General features: G+C 51.9%; 15 protein-coding genes. 7 read left to right on the forward strand and 8 right to left on the reverse strand.

What is annotated here, in order from left to right; all coding sequences use genetic code 11:
* Positions 1-37 precede the first annotated feature (37 nt).
* Together J6J28_RS06620 and J6J28_RS06625 are read left to right on the forward strand one after the other, a co-directional pair.
* Positions 38-3544, forward strand: coding sequence for a putative bifunctional diguanylate cyclase/phosphodiesterase (locus J6J28_RS06620; protein ID WP_301720560.1), 3507 nt, complete (start codon positions 38-40; stop codon positions 3542-3544).
* Positions 3545-3630: 86 nt separating this feature from the next.
* Positions 3631-5019: an SLC13 family permease gene (locus tag J6J28_RS06625; RefSeq protein ID WP_301720562.1), complete on the forward strand. Its 1389-nt coding sequence runs from the start codon at positions 3631-3633 to the stop codon at positions 5017-5019.
* Here J6J28_RS06625 and J6J28_RS06630 read toward each other — a convergent pair.
* Genes J6J28_RS06630 through J6J28_RS06645 form a run of 4 tightly spaced genes read right to left on the reverse strand, consistent with a single transcriptional unit; the run spans position 5016 to position 10093 of the window.
* Positions 5016-6383: an MBL fold metallo-hydrolase RNA specificity domain-containing protein gene (locus J6J28_RS06630; RefSeq protein ID WP_301720563.1), complete on the reverse strand. Its 1368-nt coding sequence runs from the start codon at positions 6381-6383 to the stop codon at positions 5016-5018. The genes J6J28_RS06625 and J6J28_RS06630 overlap by 4 nt on opposite strands.
* Before the next feature lie 28 nt (positions 6384-6411).
* Positions 6412-7878, reverse strand: coding sequence for a phospholipase D family protein (locus J6J28_RS06635; RefSeq protein WP_301720564.1), 1467 nt, complete (start codon positions 7876-7878; stop codon positions 6412-6414).
* Positions 7879-7899: 21 nt separating this feature from the next.
* Complete coding sequence (hemH, locus tag J6J28_RS06640) at positions 7900-9009, reverse strand: ferrochelatase (RefSeq protein WP_301720566.1); 1110 nt, start codon at positions 9007-9009, stop codon at positions 7900-7902.
* Positions 9010-9025: 16 nt separating this feature from the next.
* Positions 9026-10093 carry an alpha/beta hydrolase gene (locus J6J28_RS06645; protein WP_301720567.1) on the reverse strand — a complete coding sequence of 356 codons (1068 nt, stop codon included), beginning with the start codon at positions 10091-10093 and terminating at the stop codon, positions 9026-9028.
* A gap of 164 nt (positions 10094-10257) precedes the next feature.
* Between J6J28_RS06645 and xthA the strand changes: the two genes are divergently transcribed.
* Positions 10258-11067, forward strand: a complete 810-nt coding sequence (gene xthA, locus J6J28_RS06650) for an exodeoxyribonuclease III (protein ID WP_301720569.1) — start codon at positions 10258-10260, stop codon at positions 11065-11067.
* On the opposite strand, the gene yfbV is transcribed toward xthA, so the two are convergent.
* Complete coding sequence (gene yfbV, locus J6J28_RS06655) at positions 11064-11477, reverse strand: terminus macrodomain insulation protein YfbV (protein WP_301720570.1); 414 nt, start codon at positions 11475-11477, stop codon at positions 11064-11066. The two genes, xthA and yfbV, sit on opposite strands and share 4 nt — an antisense overlap.
* A 213-nt stretch (positions 11478-11690) precedes the next feature.
* On the opposite strand from yfbV, the gene J6J28_RS06660 reads away from it, so the two are divergent.
* From J6J28_RS06660 to J6J28_RS06675, 4 genes are read left to right on the forward strand one after another with little or no spacing between them, the layout of a single operon-like run.
* On the forward strand, positions 11691-12041 hold the full coding sequence (locus tag J6J28_RS06660; protein WP_301720572.1) for an arsenate reductase: 351 nt from the start codon (positions 11691-11693) through the stop codon (positions 12039-12041).
* Positions 12038-13183 carry a succinyl-diaminopimelate desuccinylase gene (gene dapE, locus J6J28_RS06665; protein ID WP_301720573.1) on the forward strand — a complete coding sequence of 382 codons (1146 nt, stop codon included), beginning with the start codon at positions 12038-12040 and terminating at the stop codon, positions 13181-13183. Before J6J28_RS06660 ends, dapE begins: the two co-directional genes overlap by 4 nt.
* Positions 13177-13899, forward strand: a complete 723-nt coding sequence (locus tag J6J28_RS06670) for a M15 family metallopeptidase (RefSeq protein WP_301720574.1) — start codon at positions 13177-13179, stop codon at positions 13897-13899. The genes dapE and J6J28_RS06670 overlap by 7 nt, the downstream gene beginning before the upstream one ends.
* The gene (locus tag J6J28_RS06675; protein WP_301720575.1) at positions 13884-14057 is read left to right on the forward strand and encodes a DUF2897 family protein; all 174 of its coding nucleotides are present in this window, start codon (positions 13884-13886) and stop codon (positions 14055-14057) included. Before J6J28_RS06670 ends, J6J28_RS06675 begins: the two co-directional genes overlap by 16 nt.
* On the opposite strand, the gene purC is transcribed toward J6J28_RS06675, so the two are convergent.
* From purC to dapA, 3 genes are read right to left on the reverse strand one after another with little or no spacing between them, the layout of a single operon-like run.
* Positions 14054-14767 carry a phosphoribosylaminoimidazolesuccinocarboxamide synthase gene (gene purC, locus J6J28_RS06680; protein WP_301720576.1) on the reverse strand — a complete coding sequence of 238 codons (714 nt, stop codon included), beginning with the start codon at positions 14765-14767 and terminating at the stop codon, positions 14054-14056. The genes J6J28_RS06675 and purC overlap by 4 nt on opposite strands.
* A 30-nt stretch (positions 14768-14797) precedes the next feature.
* Positions 14798-15859, reverse strand: coding sequence for an outer membrane protein assembly factor BamC (gene bamC / locus J6J28_RS06685; RefSeq protein WP_301720577.1), 1062 nt, complete (start codon positions 15857-15859; stop codon positions 14798-14800).
* Positions 15856-16746, reverse strand: coding sequence for a 4-hydroxy-tetrahydrodipicolinate synthase (dapA, locus tag J6J28_RS06690; RefSeq protein ID WP_301720578.1), 891 nt, complete (start codon positions 16744-16746; stop codon positions 15856-15858). Before dapA ends, bamC begins: the two co-directional genes overlap by 4 nt.
* Between the last annotated feature and the right edge of the window lie 76 nt (positions 16747-16822).

The following is a 16822-nucleotide window of genomic DNA, read 5'->3' on the forward strand; positions in this document are numbered from 1 at the left end:
ATAGTAAGCCTGTGTCTAAATAAGTATAACAACAAACATGATCTATCGTCGTAGCCTTGCCCTGTCTCTTGTCAACGTAACGCTTTACGTGACCATCAGCGCGACCTTTCTTTTCGGTCTGCTCGGGCTTGCGGTCAACCTTTATGAGCAGCCAGGAAGCGCGTTCGAGCGCGTTATTTCGACGACATCAGGCGTGGTTGCTATCGCTGTGGCTTTTGCGCTCTTTGGGCTCGCAGCGAAACGGCGGTTGATTCAGGTCGTCTTTGCGTCCGTAGTCGTACTCGCAGCCTTGCACAGTCTCATCATCAATCTGTCCATCGCCTCCATTTTTTATCTGGATTTCTTAAAAGCCATCGACGCCTACTTTTATCCTCCCGTTGCGCTGGCTTTTCTGCTGCTTGGCATCACTCTGATGCTCAATCCGAGAGAGAGAATTCAGCGGCGCTGGATGCGCACTTTTGCCAGTTTTCTGGTGGTGCTTGCTGTGACAGCTATGGGTCTGCATTTTGTCGATAACGGCTTTGCCTATCTTGGTCCACACCCACCGGTGACCTCGTTGGCCTCGCTGAGCTTGCTACTGATTGGGGTTTCGCTTTTATTAAGCAGCTCAAGTCGGGTATTACTGTTTCGTTTAAACAATAACCCGGCTGCCTGGATAACTTTTGCCTTTGTAACCATTATCTGCTGCGTTTGGTTTAGCTTAAGCCTGAGTCACATTAAGGAGATTCGCGCCGAGGCCTTTGCCACCATTGAAAAAGTTGCCAAGGTGCGCCAACAGGCCATTCAGGTAAACATTCAAGTCTTAAGTCGCTTACGAGAGCGCTGGCAACACCTGGGGGTCACGCCGACATCGGTTTTTGCTAAGTTTGACGTGGCCACCTATCTCCGTGACATTCCCCATTATTTGGGGATTCATTTGCTGGATAACCGCGGAATCTCAGTTTGGGAACAACACCGTGGTGGCAACCACGACTACAATGAGCACTTGAACCATCCACAAGTGCAGAATTGGCTCGCTTCAGCGCCCGATAGTATCAGCATGCTCGTGCCAAGAGATGAGTTTCGTTTGGGCAAACGGCCACTAGGCCTGATGTTGTTGCCGGTGGGCTATGAAGCCGATCGGGGCTATTACCTGCTCGTTGTATTTGACCTGATGCAGCTGGTGAATCCCGAAACCCGCTTACTGCCGAACTACCTGAAAGTCTATGTTGCGTTAGATGATGACCGGGTCATCAGCTTTTCTGAGGCAAAACCGCCGCATCTGAATGAGCTTTCAATTGCCGAAGCACAGCTGCACATTCCTTATGGTGAACCTTTACAGCTTTCGGTCAGTTTATACTCCTTCGACGAACTCTCCAGCGCATCAAATTTACGCATGCTGGTTGCGACCTTCGGTTTTCTTTTCTGTATTGCCTTTCTGGCCCTGGCGCAGCAAAACAAAATGCTGACCAACCATAGCCGGCGGTTGAACGGTGTAAGAGCACAATTACAACACCAGCAAAACCAGCTACTGCTTAATGAGCAACAATACAGTTCGTTGTTTTTCTTTCATCCTGACGCAGTCTTTTCTCTCGATCGGGACGGCATGGTGACCAGTGCCAATCAGGCGGTATTGGACATACTCCACACCGATGAAAATCAAGTGCTCAATGCACACTACAGCGCTTTCATATTGCCTGCCGATCGCGCTGATGCAGAGGCCAACTTTCAACGCACTCTGCGAGGTGAAACCTGTCGCTATGACTTGCGTGGGTTCGCCAGCAACGGTGAGGTATTGCATATTCATGTGACCAACCTGCCTATTAAAATTAACGGCGAAATCACCGGCGTGTTTGGTATCGCCAGGGATATTACTGCGCAAAAAGAACAAGACGAGCAACTTCATGTGTTAGAACGCAGTGTGAATGTCAGTACCAATGGTATCGTGATATCTGATGCCACTGACCCCAGCAATCCGGTGATTTACGTGAACGACGCCTTTACCAAAATGACTGGCTACAATACCAACGAAATTGTCGGCTCTTCGTGTGACTTCCTCATTGGCGAAGATACCGACCCCGAAGTCGTCGCAACTGTTCGTAAAGCACTGGTCGAGCGTACCGAATGCAAGGTTCGGGTACTGCATTACCATAAAGATGGCAGCAGTTTCTGGGACGAATTACAACTTGCGCCAGTGGCTGACGCAGCAGGTACCATTACCCATTTCGTCGGTGTTCATCAGGACGTAACCGAACGTGTAAGCGGTGAGCACCAACTGGCATTCCAGGCCGAACATGATGCCTTAACTGAACTGTTAAACCGCTATGCCTTTGAACGCCATCTTAGTGAAATTGTTGAGCAGCAACAGCATGACTTTCAGCGAGGTCCACATTGGGTTGTCTTGTTTATCGATTTGGATGGGTTTAAGCCCATCAATGAAGCTATGGGACTTGCCGCAGGCGATCAGGTACTGAAACAGGTCGCTGACCGCTTAGCGGCCAATTTGACTGAGGTGGCGTTCGCTGCCCGCTTTGGTGGTGACGAATTCGTCATTGCTACCAAAGTAGACGATTTGTCAGCCGCTGATGCCTTAGGTCAGTCTTTACTGGAAGTCATCTCTGAGCCCTACCCTGTGCGACAACAAAAGGTTTATCTGACTGCCAGTATTGGCGTTGCCGTGCATTGCGGTCCATCGCAGCAGGCAGTCGATCTGATTCAGCAGGCGGACACGGCAATGAGCATGGCCAAACGACAAGGCCGCAACCACCTGTCTTTCTATCAGGCCCAGGTTGCGCAGAAGCAAAGGCTCGATGTCAACTTACGCAATCAGTTCCAGCAAGCGATCGATCAGGAACGTCTGGAGCTCTTCTACCAGCCTATCGTCGATTTACAATCCGGCAAGGTCGTTGCAGCAGAAGCACTGATGCGCTGGCAAATTCACGAAGGCGAATTCGTGCCTCCGGCTAAGTTCATACCTATGGCTGAAACCACCGGACAAATTATTCCTGCCAGTCAATGGGGCTTTGCCCGTGCCTGTAAAGATTTGCAAACCATGCTGGCTAAGCAACCTGACTTACAGGTTTGCGTAAATTTATCTGCAGTGCAATTTAGCCGCGCTGACTTTTTTGAGCAAATTATCGCCACCATTAAAGCCCACGACCTGACCAATACTCAAGTTGAACTCGAACTCACCGAGAGTGTGCTGATGGATGACAGTGAGCACGCCATCGCGTTGATAAATCGCTTTCGCCAAGCAGGGCTGTCGATGGCGATTGATGATTTTGGCACGGGCTTCTCCAGTATGAGTTACTTGAAGAAACTGCCCCTCGACAAGCTTAAAATCGACCGCGCCTTCATTCAGGACATCATCAGCAAACCCAGCGATGAAGCAATTGTACGCGGCATCCTGGCGGTTGCCCGCCAACTTAATATTGCAGTGGTTGCAGAGGGCATCGAAACCAAAGAACAGGCCGTTCGCCTGGCGGAACTGGGTTGCAACTATGGGCAAGGCTTTTATTTTGCTAAACCCATGCCGTTAGCTGAGTTTATGGAATTTCTAGCTTAAGTTACTTTAGCTACGTTGCGCAGAAAATTTCATATAGCACAGTTGTTTGCTAGTCTCTAGCGATTCGATTTTTAGTGGTTCATTACATGCAAACGATGCACAGTACGCAAAAATGGCACCTGGTTTTAGCACCGCTCGCCGCGGTGATTCTTTATTTTGTCGTGCAGTCGAAAGCTGGCTTTGCGCATCCCGCAGCCTGGACCCTGGCAGCCACACTCTGGATCGCCTGGTGGTGGATAACTGAGGCGCTGCCGTTGCCAGTGACCTCCTTGTTGCCCTTTGTGCTGCTGCCACTGGGTGCGATTACCCCCCTGAATGAGGTCTCCGGCGCGCTGGGAAACCCCATTATCTGGCTGTTTATGGCGGCATTTATGCTCGCTAAAGCGGTCGAGATGAGCGGTGTGCATCGAAGACTTGCGCTCACACTTGTCCATTACGTCGGCAACGGCCATGGCAAACGCATGATTTTTGCCTTCATGCTCGCCACCGCCTTGCTATCGATGTGGATCTCGAATACCGCTGCCGTACTGGCGTTACTTCCTGTTGCGTTGGCACTCGCTGATGCCTGTGATGATGCGCCGTTTCAACGCGCGTTATTGCTCGGTTTGGCCTATTCTGCATCAGTGGGCGGTATTGCCACTTTAGTCGGCACACCGCCTAACCTGATTTTCGCATCGGTGTATGAGGCCTCTACGGGAGTACCCTTTGCATTCACCGAATGGTTCGCCATCGGTTTGCCACTGGTGATTGTTAGCATCCCGCTGATGGCCTGGTGGCTGGCACGCCATGTCCGTAACGATGTCGAGCTGAACATTCCCCGTCCCGGTCAAATGCAAAGCGCAGAAAAGCGTGTGCTGGTTATTTTCGGTGTGGTCGTGCTCTTGTGGATCACCCGCACCACTCCTTTTGGCGGCTGGACAGCCTGGAGCGGCTTGACCTATCTCGGCGACGCGACTGTAGCTATTGCTGGCGTTATAATGATGTTTTTAGTGCGCGACAAAAAAGGGCAGCCCTTACTTACTTGGTCAGCCGCGGTCAGCATTCCATGGGGAATCTTACTGCTGTTTGCCGGCGGTATCGCGCTGGCGCAAGGGTTTATTAGTAGTGGTTTGAGTGTGCGTATCGGGGAAGCATTGACCGGTCTCGGCGGATTGCCCATCTGGTTACTTATCTTCTGTCTGACCCTGAGCGTCTCCTTTCTTACTGAGGTGACCTCTAACACCGCCACCGCAACTCTGCTCATGCCGATCATGGCTGCGGCCGCTGTTGCCCTGGAGCTGCCACCGGAATTATTAATGATCCCAGCCACCATTGCCTGTAGCACTGCCTTTTGCATGCCGGTGGCGACGCCGCCCAATTCTATTGTGTTTTCATCGGAGCGGCTCACAGTAAAAGCAATGGCACGCGAGGGCTTAGTCCTCAATGTCATGCTGGCAGTCATTACCACCGCAGTGGTGATGATATTTGTCGCCTAAGCGCCGGTTTTAAAATGCAGGACCTGACGATAGGCCGCAATGTGCATATCGTAACTGGTAGTTTGCTTCAAGTGATCCGATAAAGCTTCTAACGCATCCGGCTCACCATGCACCAGATAGATCTTGGTATCCTTACTCAGCGCTGACTGTGCCAGCCACTGCTCTAGCTCAACATAGTCCGCATGACCGGAAAGCCCGTCGAGCTGACGGATTCTGGCTTTCACTGGAATCCACTGACCGTGGATTTTGATACGCTCTACCCCTTGCGCCATTTTCGCACCACGTGTGCCGCCCGCCTGGTGGCCACTAAACAGCACGGTGCTGCGATGATCACCGAGCCAATGTTTGAAGTGATGTAAAATGCGGCCGCCGGTCGCCATACCACTGCCGGCGATGATAATGTGTGGCGCGCCCTGTGAGGCAATAGCTTTGGACTCATCGACACTGTGGGTGTAGAGGATCGATTGCTCAAGTGCAGCACATTGCCCTGCACTCAGGCGATGATAATCATGATGTTCAGCATAAAGATCAGACACGCTAATCGCCATGGGACTATCCAGAAATATTGGTAAGCGCGGGATGCGCCCCTCTGCCATCAGAGTGACCAACATATGCTGCAGCAATTGTGCCCGCCCCACAGCAAAGCTTGGAATCATCAACACGCCGCCGGCAGCTGCGGTTTCATTCACGATATCTGCGAACTGCTGCCAGGGGTCTGTAGTGCTATGGCGCCGATCGCCATAGGTCGACTCAAGTAGCAGGTAATCTACATCAGGCAATGGTTTAGGCGGACACATGAGGATATCGTCCGGCCTTCCGACATCACCACTGAAGCCGATACGCACGCCTTTGTGCTCAGCGATGACGCTGGCTGCGCCGAGGATATGTCCGACCGGTTGCATGGTAAAGGTGATATCGCCAACGCTGAAGCTTTTCTCAAATTCAATACCGTGCATCAGCCGTAATGCCTGTTCGGCGGTCTCCTCGTCATAAAGCGGCTCCGGCTTTGCGTGGCGGCTGAGACCATGTTTTTGATAAAACTTTGCATCCTCCTCCTGAATGCGGCCACTATCAGGCCAGAGGATCTGGCACAGTCCCACGGTCCCGTAGTGCGCGTAAACCGGCCCGCGAAAACCGTTTTTATAAAGCACGGGAACGAAGCCTGAATGATCCAGATGGGCGTGGGTAAGAACTATGGCATCGACTTCATTGATGCCTAATGGAAGCGGCTGACGGTTGCGCTCCCGCAACCACTTATAGCCTTGGAACAAACCACAATCTACCAGTACCCGGGTACTCTCGGTCTCTAACAGGTATTTTGAACCGGTGACGGTTTCACTGCCGCCCAAAAAGGTTAATCGCATCACGTCCACTCCCGATCTAAGGAAAGCTTTATAGCAGGCGCTCAATCGGCAGACGTTCGAGAATTCGAACCGCCAAGCGGCGCCAGATAGAAGCTCCGGGTTCGGAACTGTAACAGGTCCGTTGTTTCCCCAAACGCTCCACCCAAACCACTTTATTCTTAAACAATTTCAATTGATAGGCATAATGCGGCAAAGTTTCAGTGATAGCATCGTCGATGCGTTCAGCAAGTTCAGTACTGTGCATGACAAATCCCAGCTCAGTATTTATCGCCGCAGAACGGGGATCGAAGTTCAATGAGCCAACAAACACCCGATCCAGATCCACCATCAAGGTTTTCGCATGTAAACTCGAAGCAGAGCTACCAAAACGTTCTTTCCCTTTTAACCGCTGACGACGTTCTTTCCGTTGTTCGCGTCTGGCCAGAGGGGATAACCGTTGCAATTCGAATAACTGAATCCCGTGCTGCAGCAGCTGTCGCCGCCATTTGGCGTAACCGGCGTGTACGATGGCGACGTCGGTGGCCGCCAATGAGTTCGTCAGAATAACAATATCGACACCGCGGTCGGCCATTGCGATGAGCTCGTTAACCCCAGCCTGGGTGGGCACAAAGTAAGGCGAAACCAGGGTCACATGGGACTGGGGGGTGCCTATTGCTTGTTGCAGCTGATGCGCAACCATTTGTTGGGGCTTCGCGCGGCCGAGAGCTTTGGCTGGAGAGTCACTCACAAGTTGCGTTGGCGTCCAGTAAATATCTAATTGCTGGCGCTGCAGTTCCTGCATAAACGGCAGCTCTTCTATGGCTTTCATGAACGCTTGCGCGCGCGGATCCTGCTCGTAACGCTCGGCGATAGCGCGCAGCGCCGACAAATCCCGCGGCTTAGTTAGCGTAAAGAGACGCTCAAGCGGCACGGATGACTCACAATCCCAGTAACGTTGAAAATCATTTTCCACATCGGCAACCACCGGGCCGATGAGCAACGCATCAAGATCCGTAAAGAGCACGTCGCTGGTGGCGCCAAAGTATTCATCACCAATATTACGGCCGCCACTTATTACCACGCGCCCATCCACCACAAAGGACTTATTGTGCATACGCCGGTTAACCCGGCGGAAATCGAAAATATAGTTCAGGAACCGTGGACGCCGTAACTTCAACGGATTAAATAAACGGACTTCTATATTCTGGTGCTGATGCAAACCAATTAAAGTGGCGTCGAGCCCCGCGGTATTGTGATCGTCAAGCAGCAGGCGCACCTTTACCCCGCGCTCGGCCGCTTCATGCAGAGCCTCGAAAAGCAAGGTGCCGGTAATATCCTGACGCCAGATGTAATATTGGATATCCAGGCGGTACTCTGCCTGCCGGGCCAGCAGAACTCGCGCAGCAAAGGCCTCCAGCGAATCCACCAAAGGAATCACGCCACTGTCCCCGTCATGCTCGGCAACAAGTGGATCAATGGCGGTCGCTAATCGTCCTTGTGCTGTTTCCTCTGTCATTTTACTGACAGCTCCTCTGGTTTAAGTGCTCTCATCCGGATTGTTCAGTTCACCATAGTGTTGTTGACGGGCTGCCGCACGACGCTGACGGGCAGTTTCATCGTGGTCCAGGCTCCAACCCTTCAGTTCCCGTTTAACGATCGCAGTGAGGGCATTGATGTGCTCAACAGTCGAGTTAAGCGCTGGAATATAAGCGTAGTGTTCGCCGCCCGCCTCCGCAAAGTACTCGCGATTTTCTTCACCAATTTCTTCGATCGTTTCAAGGCAATCAGCACTAAAGCCAGGACAAAACACCTGCACGTTTTTCACTCCGGCATCAGGAAGCGCCTTAAGCGTTTCATCGGTGTAGGGCTGCAACCACTCCTCACGACCAAAGCGGGACTGGAAAGTAGTCAGGTAGTCGTCTTTTCCTAAGTCTAGCCGCTCTGCAATCAAACGCGATGTTTTGTGGCATTCACAATGATAGGGGTCGCCCTGGGTAAGATACTTTTTCGGCACACCGTGATAAGAGAAAATAAGTTTCTGCGGACGACCATGCTGCTGCCAGAAACTTTCAATTTGCTGGGCACAGGCATCGATATAGCCAGCATCGTCGTGGTAGTGGCTGATAAAACGAAAATCCGGAAGCCAACGTCGCTGCATAAACTCTTGCGCCAAAGCATCAAAGGTTGAGCCAGAGGTCGCGCCAGAATACTGCGGATACAAGGGGAACAACACAAGTTTACGGACGCCCGACTGGAGCATTTCATCAATGACATCGCTCATCGCTGGTGACCCATAACGCATGGCAAAGCGCACCACTACATCATCGCCATACTCCTCCGCCAGCGACTTCTGCAGCTGCTTAGCTTGCTCCTGAGTATGAAAGAGTAACGGTGAACCTTGTTCCGTCCACACCGTTTTATAGGCTGCCGCCGAGCGTTTCGGGCGAATGCGCAAAATGACACCGTTGAGAATCAACCACCAGAGCGCCCGAGGGACCTCGACCACGCGCGGGTCGGCCAGAAATTCTTTCAAATAACGCCGCAGCGATGGTGTATCTGGCGCGTCCGGCGTACCAAGATTGGTGACCAGCACGCCAATGCGGTCTGTTTGTCCGTGCGAAAAATCTGAATATCCACGATACTTCATGCCTTACCTCTTACTATTAGGTCCATAACTCAATGGTGTCGCGGATTTTATCCGTGGCAATCCATTCATGGAGTTGGTCGGCCATCCATTTCCCCTGTTCCACCGCTTGCTGCCAATATTTGATGCGTTGCTCGGCATCAAGTTTGGCAAAGTCTGTACGGTCAGGAATTTTACCGAATGGTAATGCATCAATGAATTCTTGCGTTGGCGTTAAAAGGATCACATTTGGCCATTGCGCCCCGGTTGTTCGCCGCTTTTTTAAGTTCTTGTCAAACCAGCCTGGAATCACTTCCTGGTGAAAATGCGGATAGAGCACCAATCCCTCGACGCCATCAAAATTCAGATCAAAGTGGTAATCAGTTACCCCACCATCGCGATAAATCCCGGCGGGGGCACCAGGGATATCGCGCACGCCCTCGAGTACCATCGGAATGGAGCCCGTGGCTAACAACGCTGGCTTAAAGTTTGCTTCGGATAAGGTGGCAAAGCGGGTCGGTAAATCGTTCCAGTGTTCAGCAAAAGCGGCCGGAGACGCTGGATGATGAAAAATCACGCGCTCATAAAACTTACCCAGCCATTTGCGCTTGACCGAGTTCGCGGCAGCAGAAGTCAGTAGACCCAGAATCTGGCGTTTGCCTTCGCTCGCCGTCATCCCCCGGCAGCGAGCCACTATCCAGTGGTGGCGAAATTTATCCTGACTGAGGATGTCATGCACAGCATTATCGGGAATATACTCGGCCAGAAGCTTACGTGCTTCATCGGTAATTTCCTGCACATCTGGCTTGGCGCTGTAGGTCTGGGTGCTGTATAAGCGACAAAACAACTCACTGGCGGCAACAGGATCTTTTTGCCCCAGAGCCGCAAAGCGCCACGCGCCTGCCGAAGTTCCCAGCAAATCCAGGTGTTCTTTCCGATCGGCAAAAAACTCGCCGAACAAGTAACGATCAAGCCCTTGCAGCACAAACCATTTGGGGCCGCCGGACGCGCCTACCAGAAGTTGCACTGCATCTTCGCTTAGACCTTGTTCTTTTATCTGCAACCACGCACGTTTGCCGGCACGTAACTGCAACCAGTTGGTTGCCATCGCCCTTTCTCTCCATTGGATAATTATTCTTTACACTTATTACGTTCAGTATACCCAAAAATGCAGCGCCACTACACCCTGACTGTCGCACCTGTTATGGGCTTCTGGTATGCTTGGCAGTACTTCTAATTCAGTACCTTAACGGCGACGGGAAACAGACGTTTATGAAGGTTATTTCTTTTAATATCAATGGCGTTCGTGCACGGCTGCATCAGCTGCAAGCACTTATTGAAAAACACCAGCCTGATGTGATCGGGTTACAGGAAACCAAGGTCCATGATGACCAGTTTCCGTTGGCAGATGTTGAAGCGCTTGGCTACCACGTCATTTATCACGGACAAAAAGGGCATTATGGTGTGGCCCTGTTAAGTAAACAGCCGCTGGAAAATCCACAGTTCGGTTTTCCTACCGATGAAGACGATGCACAACGCCGTATGATTATGGGTGACTTTGTACACACAGACGGTAGCCGCGTGCGGGTTCTTAACGGTTACTTCCCGCAAGGCGAAAGCCGCGATCACCCACTGAAGTTTCCGGCAAAACAAAAGTTTTATGCTGACTTGATGCATTACCTGCACACTGAGTTAGATCCTCAGCAAAAAGTTGTGGTGATGGGAGACGTAAATATTTCCCACCAGGACTGCGATATCGGCATCGGCGCAGACAATGCCAAACGCTGGTTGCGTACCGGCAAGTGCAGCTTCTTACCGGAAGAACGGGAATGGCTGAATACCCTGCTTGATTGGGGGCTGGTCGACACCTACCGACTGCAGCACCCGGAAGTGCAGGATCAGTTTAGCTGGTTTGACTATCGCTCACGGGGCTTCAATGATAATCGCGGCCTGCGCATCGACCTTATCCTTGCCACCGAAGCACTTGCCAGTCAGCTGGTCGATTCAGGTATTGATTATGACCTGCGGGGTATTGAAAAACCTTCTGATCATGCCCCCATCTGGAGTGAATTCAAGCTTTAATGCTGATCCGGCGGTAACTCGTCCAGCGCTTTTCGCAGCAGTCGTGCCAGGTCCATTCGCGTGGGCTTGCTGCGCGGCTGCACCGAGAGTTTTTGCGCCAGTTCCAGATACCAGTGTTTCAGTCTCGGATCGAGTTCACTCAATGCCCGTCGGCCCAACCAGAACCACCCCTGGATTGGCAGTGATAAAAGAAAGAGTGAGCTGACAATGGCCTGCGGTAACAAGGTTTCACCTAACCACTGCCACTGCACCAGAAAGTTAACCACTCCCGCTGCCGGCATCCACTGCGCCGCAAATTTCACCGCGGGGACCACTCGCGTTTCCGTCATGGCAGCAACCACCGCATGGTGCGGCCAGATCGCTGCGTATCTTTGACCCGCCTGCATTACCTGCCAAATCGAGTGGGACATTCAATTTCCTTCATGTTTTACTTGACAGATCAGCTTTCAACCAACCTGGTCAACATTCAACCAAAGCATTAATTCGTTTATTATCAAAGCTTTACTGACTTCACAGCAGCTAACCCACAGAGTTATCCACACAAACTGTGGAGAATCCACAGCGCTTTTGTCACAATGCAGCCATAGCGTTTATCTTCCCTTTTTTGAATAACAGAGAGCACTATGACATTAACCGTTTTTGGTATCCCCAACTGTGACACTGTTCGCAAAGCGCGCCGTTTTCTGGATGAGCACGGTGTTGATTATGACTTCCACGATGTGCGCGAGCAACCATTGCCGCTCGAAACTCTGCAAGAATGGGTCAAACAGCTCGGTCGCGACACCCTGATTAATAAACGCAGCACCAGCTGGCGCGAGCTTTCTGACGAAGAAAAGCAGTTACTTGATGATGTTATTGCAGTGCAGTTATTACAACGCTTCCCGACGTTGATGAAACGCCCTGTGCTGGCTCACCAGCAACGGCTTTTAGTCGGCTTTAAATCAGCCGAATGGCAGCAGGCCCTTGAACTATGACCCGTGATGCTGCTGCTGAGGATATCCTGCAACTGGCAGAACAACTTATTGCCCGACCCTCAGTGACGCCCGTCGATGCTGGGTGTCAGGAGCTGCTCGGAGAACGGCTGCAAAGTGCTGGCTTCGAGCTGGAGTCCATGGTGTTCGCTGATACTACAAATTTATGGGCTCGCCGTGGTAACGAAGGCCCAGTATTTTGTTTTGCCGGTCATACCGATGTTGTCCCTGCTGGAGCCGAGCATGCTTGGCGCTTTCCGCCTTTTACGCCGACCCGGGACAATGGCTTTTTGTTTGGCCGCGGCGCAGCGGACATGAAAGGCAGTCTGGCGGCCATGCTCATCGCCGCGGAACGTTTCGTCCGCCGCCATCCTAATCACCGCGGTAGTATTGCGTTTCTTATCACCAGTGATGAAGAAGGTCCGTTTATCAATGGTACGCCAAAAGTTGTCGAGACACTCGAGGCGCGCAACGAGAAAATCACCTGGTGTCTGGTAGGTGAACCTTCCAGCACCACAAGACTCGGCGATGTTGTCAAAAACGGCCGGCGTGGCTCGTTGTCCGCAGAGCTCAGAGTCTTTGGTATTCAGGGGCATGTTGCTTACTCGCACCTGGCGGAAAACCCGGTACATAAGGCAGCGCCTGCGCTGGCCGTGCTGGCGGCTACAGAATGGGACCAGGGCAATGCGTCTTTTCCCCCTACCAGTTTTCAGATCTCCAATGTTCATGCCGGCACCGGCGCAGGCAATGTGATTCCAGGCGAGTTTCATGTCAGTTTCAACTTTCGCTTTAGTACCGAAAGCACGGCCGCACAACTCAAGCAGCGAGTCATCGCAATTCTGGACGCTCATCAGCTTGATTATGCGCTAGACTGGAAGCTGAATGGTGAGCCGTTTCTGACTGCTGAAGGTGAATTAATCAAAGCGACGAGCGCCGCGATTCACAAGGTGACTGGCCATGAAACTCTGTTATCCACTGCAGGCGGCACTTCTGATGGCCGCTTCATTGCTCCCACCGGGGCCCAGGTGGTGGAACTGGGGCCGGTCAATGCCACCATCCATAAAGTGAATGAGTGTGTTGAAATGGAGCACTTGGTGCAGTTGACTGATATTTACGAAGAGATTCTGGAGCAATTGTTATGCTAACGGTCGCTGAGCTTACCGGACAAAGCACCACACATCTGGTCGCCGATAAACTCTGTCGTCCGACTGTGCAGTTACAAGCTCCGGTTTTCGCAGCCTACGCGGCTATGCACAAGGCCGCAGCAGAGGCCGGCCTGGCGCTTGACATCGCTTCGGGCTTTCGTGATTTTCAGCGCCAGCAAGCCATCTGGAACCGCAAATATTATGGCGAGGCACCGCTCTACAATACTGACGGTGCGCAGCTTGATTACCAGAGTCTGAGCCCCGGCGAAATTGTCGACGCTATCATGACCTGGTCGGCATTGCCCGGCGCCAGCCGCCATCACTGGGGAACGGATCTCGATGTCTACGACCCCCGCCCCTTCGCTGCAGGTGAGCGGCAGTTGCAACTTATACCTGAAGAGTATGACGAAGGCGGCCCTTGTCATGAACTTGCACTGTGGTTGCAAGCGCATGCCCACGACTTCGGCTTTTTCTTTCCTTACCGGCGCTATATTGGCGGTGTTGCCGCTGAGCCCTGGCATTTAAGCTACCGCGCCCTGGCCGTGCAAGCTCAGCAGCAGCTCTCGCTCGAGGTGTTAACTGAGGTGTTGAGTAACGCCGATATCGGCGGTAAAGAGTACGTTCTGTCGCGCTTGGCGGAACTCAAAGAGCGCTATATCGACACTATTTGTGATGTTAATGGACAACGGGAGGACAGCGGATGGCTTTTTGGTTAATTCTAGCGCTGGTGTTTGGGGTTGTGATTGGCAACCTGATGCTGCTTAAGCATACCGCAAACATGAAAATGCCGTCGCTCAAGCAACGGCATTCAGAGTCAGATGCGAAGACGAAAGACGAGCAGGACTCCTCCAAACCCTCCGCGAACGACGATTAAAGCGCAACCCCTAGACGGTTCGCGACTTCTTCGTAGGCTTCGACGACACCACCTAAACCTTGGCGGAAACGATCTTTATCGAGCTTTTTACGGGTTTCTTTATCCCACAACCGGCAGCCGTCAGGACTAAACTCATCACCCAGCACGATACTGCCATCCGCAGCCACGCCAAATTCCAGTTTGAAGTCGACCAGCAGCATACCGGCGTCATCAAACAGCTGCTTCAATACGTCATTCACTTTAAAGGTCAGTGACTTCATTTGCGCCAGTTGCTCAGCAGTCGCCCAACCAAATGCTACGGCGTGCGTTTCGTTGATCATCGGATCGTGCAAAGCATCGTTTTTCAGAAATAGTTCGAAGGTTGCCGGGCTCAGCTCTTGCCCTTCTTCGACGCCCAGGCGGCGCACCAGACTGCCTGCCGCATAATTGCGTACCACGCACTCCACCGGAATCATATCCAGTCGCTTGACCAGGGTTTCCGTATCACTGAGCACTTTATCAATTTGCGTGGCCACGCCGGCAGCCTCTAGCTTGTCCATAATAAAGTTATTAAACTTATTATTGATCATGCCTTTACGATCCAGCTGCTCGACCTTTTCACCATCAAACGCGGACGTGTCGTTACGGAAGTGTAAAATCAAACGCTCCGGATCATCGGTTGTGTAGACCGTTTTAGCCTTGCCACGATAAAGTTCAGTACGTTTTTCCATGAGCAGCAGGTTCTCCAGCTAAATCACAAGTTACAGCGCGCTACGCTGACGAATTTCAGCAGCAACCGGACCGTATAAACGATCGATATCAGCTGCAGTCAAAGGTTGTTCATCACGCAAAATTGTAATGACAGTTTCGTCACCATCACCTTTTACGTTAATCTGATAGTCACCATCAGGCAGGTCCAGCTTGCCCTCATTACGCGAGTTCCAGAAGAACAGGCTCAAGCCTGTGTCGCGTAAGTAATTGGTGTAGTACATGCCTTGCGACTGATCCAGGTCCTCAATTTCAAAGCCAAGGTTTTCAATCACATCAGCCATGAGAGGCCAGGCCGCATCAAAGCCAATATCGATCTTATACGCTGGGTAGCCTTTATCATTAAAGGTTGGCTCGACATTGACCACCGCTGCTTCTTCCGCCGCTTTGAAAATACCCTGCTGGCGTACGGCAATTTCATTAATCATGCTGTTTAGCAGACGGGCTTCCGCATTGGTATCGGCAACACCTGACGGCAACACACCCCGACCAGGACCGGATTCGCGTTTGTCGATCATATTCACTTCAAGCGTCACCAGACGGCGGTGATCAGGAACGTCGAGCAAAACTTCGTAACGGCGTTCAATCACAACTTCCAGTTCATCTTCGCCGACTTCCAGACGCTCAGCATCCCAGCCGGTCTTGAGTCGTTGCTCGTCGACTTCTTCTTCAATCGCAATATTTTTCCGCTGCAAGGTATCTTTGACTTCCTGCCAGGTAAAGCTAGGCAAGTCATCCATCCCTTCGAGTTCAGAAAAATCGACGGCGGTAATGCCAACTGCCTGGCTTGGACGACTGCCAGCGGCCGTGGCGCGAACCAATACCGGAGCAATAATATTAATATTCTTGCCAACGGCGCCATCCACCTCAGTCTCAGGCACATTATAGCGATTGGTCGATTGCGGAACCTGTTTACCTGGCGCTGGCTGGAGCGGCTCAACGAGTTCCTTCTTGGTGTAGTCGAAGCTACCTTCAGCTTGTTCACGAGGGGTAAAACTACAGGCCGCTAATGCCAGTGAGGTAATACTTAAGATTCCAATATGAGAAAATTTCATTCGTGCTCCGCGCTGATTAATCCGGCTTGTTTTAATGTTTGTTCGATATGTTGTTGTTGCGGAAGTTCCGGAGCCGTCATCGGCAACCGGTAATTCGGTTCGATTTTCCCCATGCAGCTTAACGCCCATTTCACAGGAATAGGGTTCGCCTGGACAAACATTGCCTCATGCACTGCCTGCATCTCAGCATCGATTTGCTGGGCCCGTTCGGCTTGTCCGGTGCAGGCTGCGGTGACCATTTCTTTCATTTGCGCTGGCATCACATTGGCCGTTACGCTAATTACGCCGTTGCCGCCGGCCAGCAAAAAGTCACAGCTGGTCGGGTCATCGCCGCTTAACAGAATGAAGTTACTGCCACAAAGCCTGCGTAATTCAGCGACCCGGTCAACATCTCCCGTCGCTTCTTTAATACCGACAATATTCTGAATTTCGGCAAGCTCTGCTACATCTTCAGGAGAGAGATCCGCCCCGGTACGGCCGGGTACGTTATAAAGCAGTTGGGGTAAATCACTGACGCTGCAGCAAGCTCGATAATGCTCCACTAAACCGCGGATAGAGGGTTTATTGTAATAGGGATTAACATTCAGGAAACCTGCCAGTGGCAAGTGCGCCATACGTTCGGTCAGGTAAACAGCTTCTGCGGTAGCATTCGAGCCATTGCCAGCAATCACCTGAATACGACCGGCTGCCAGTTCACAGACCGCACTGACCACCAAAATATGCTCGTCGTGGTTCATGGTGGGTGACTCGCCCGTCGTCCCCATAGCAACAATTGCGTCAGTTCCCTGCTCTATATGCCAGTTGACAAGCTCCTCCAGAGCTGTGTAATCCACGTTACCCTGCTCAGTAAAAGGCGTCACCAATGCGACAATGCTACCTGTTAACATTCCAGCTCCTGATCTTTTTTAAGGCGACAATGGTACTTTTGTACGGTTACAAAGACAAGGGGTGCGGCCTTTGCGT

The sequence above is a fragment of the Pseudidiomarina terrestris genome, assembly GCF_030466375.1.
GTDB classification, from domain to species: Bacteria; Pseudomonadota; Gammaproteobacteria; order Enterobacterales; family Alteromonadaceae; genus Pseudidiomarina; species Pseudidiomarina terrestris.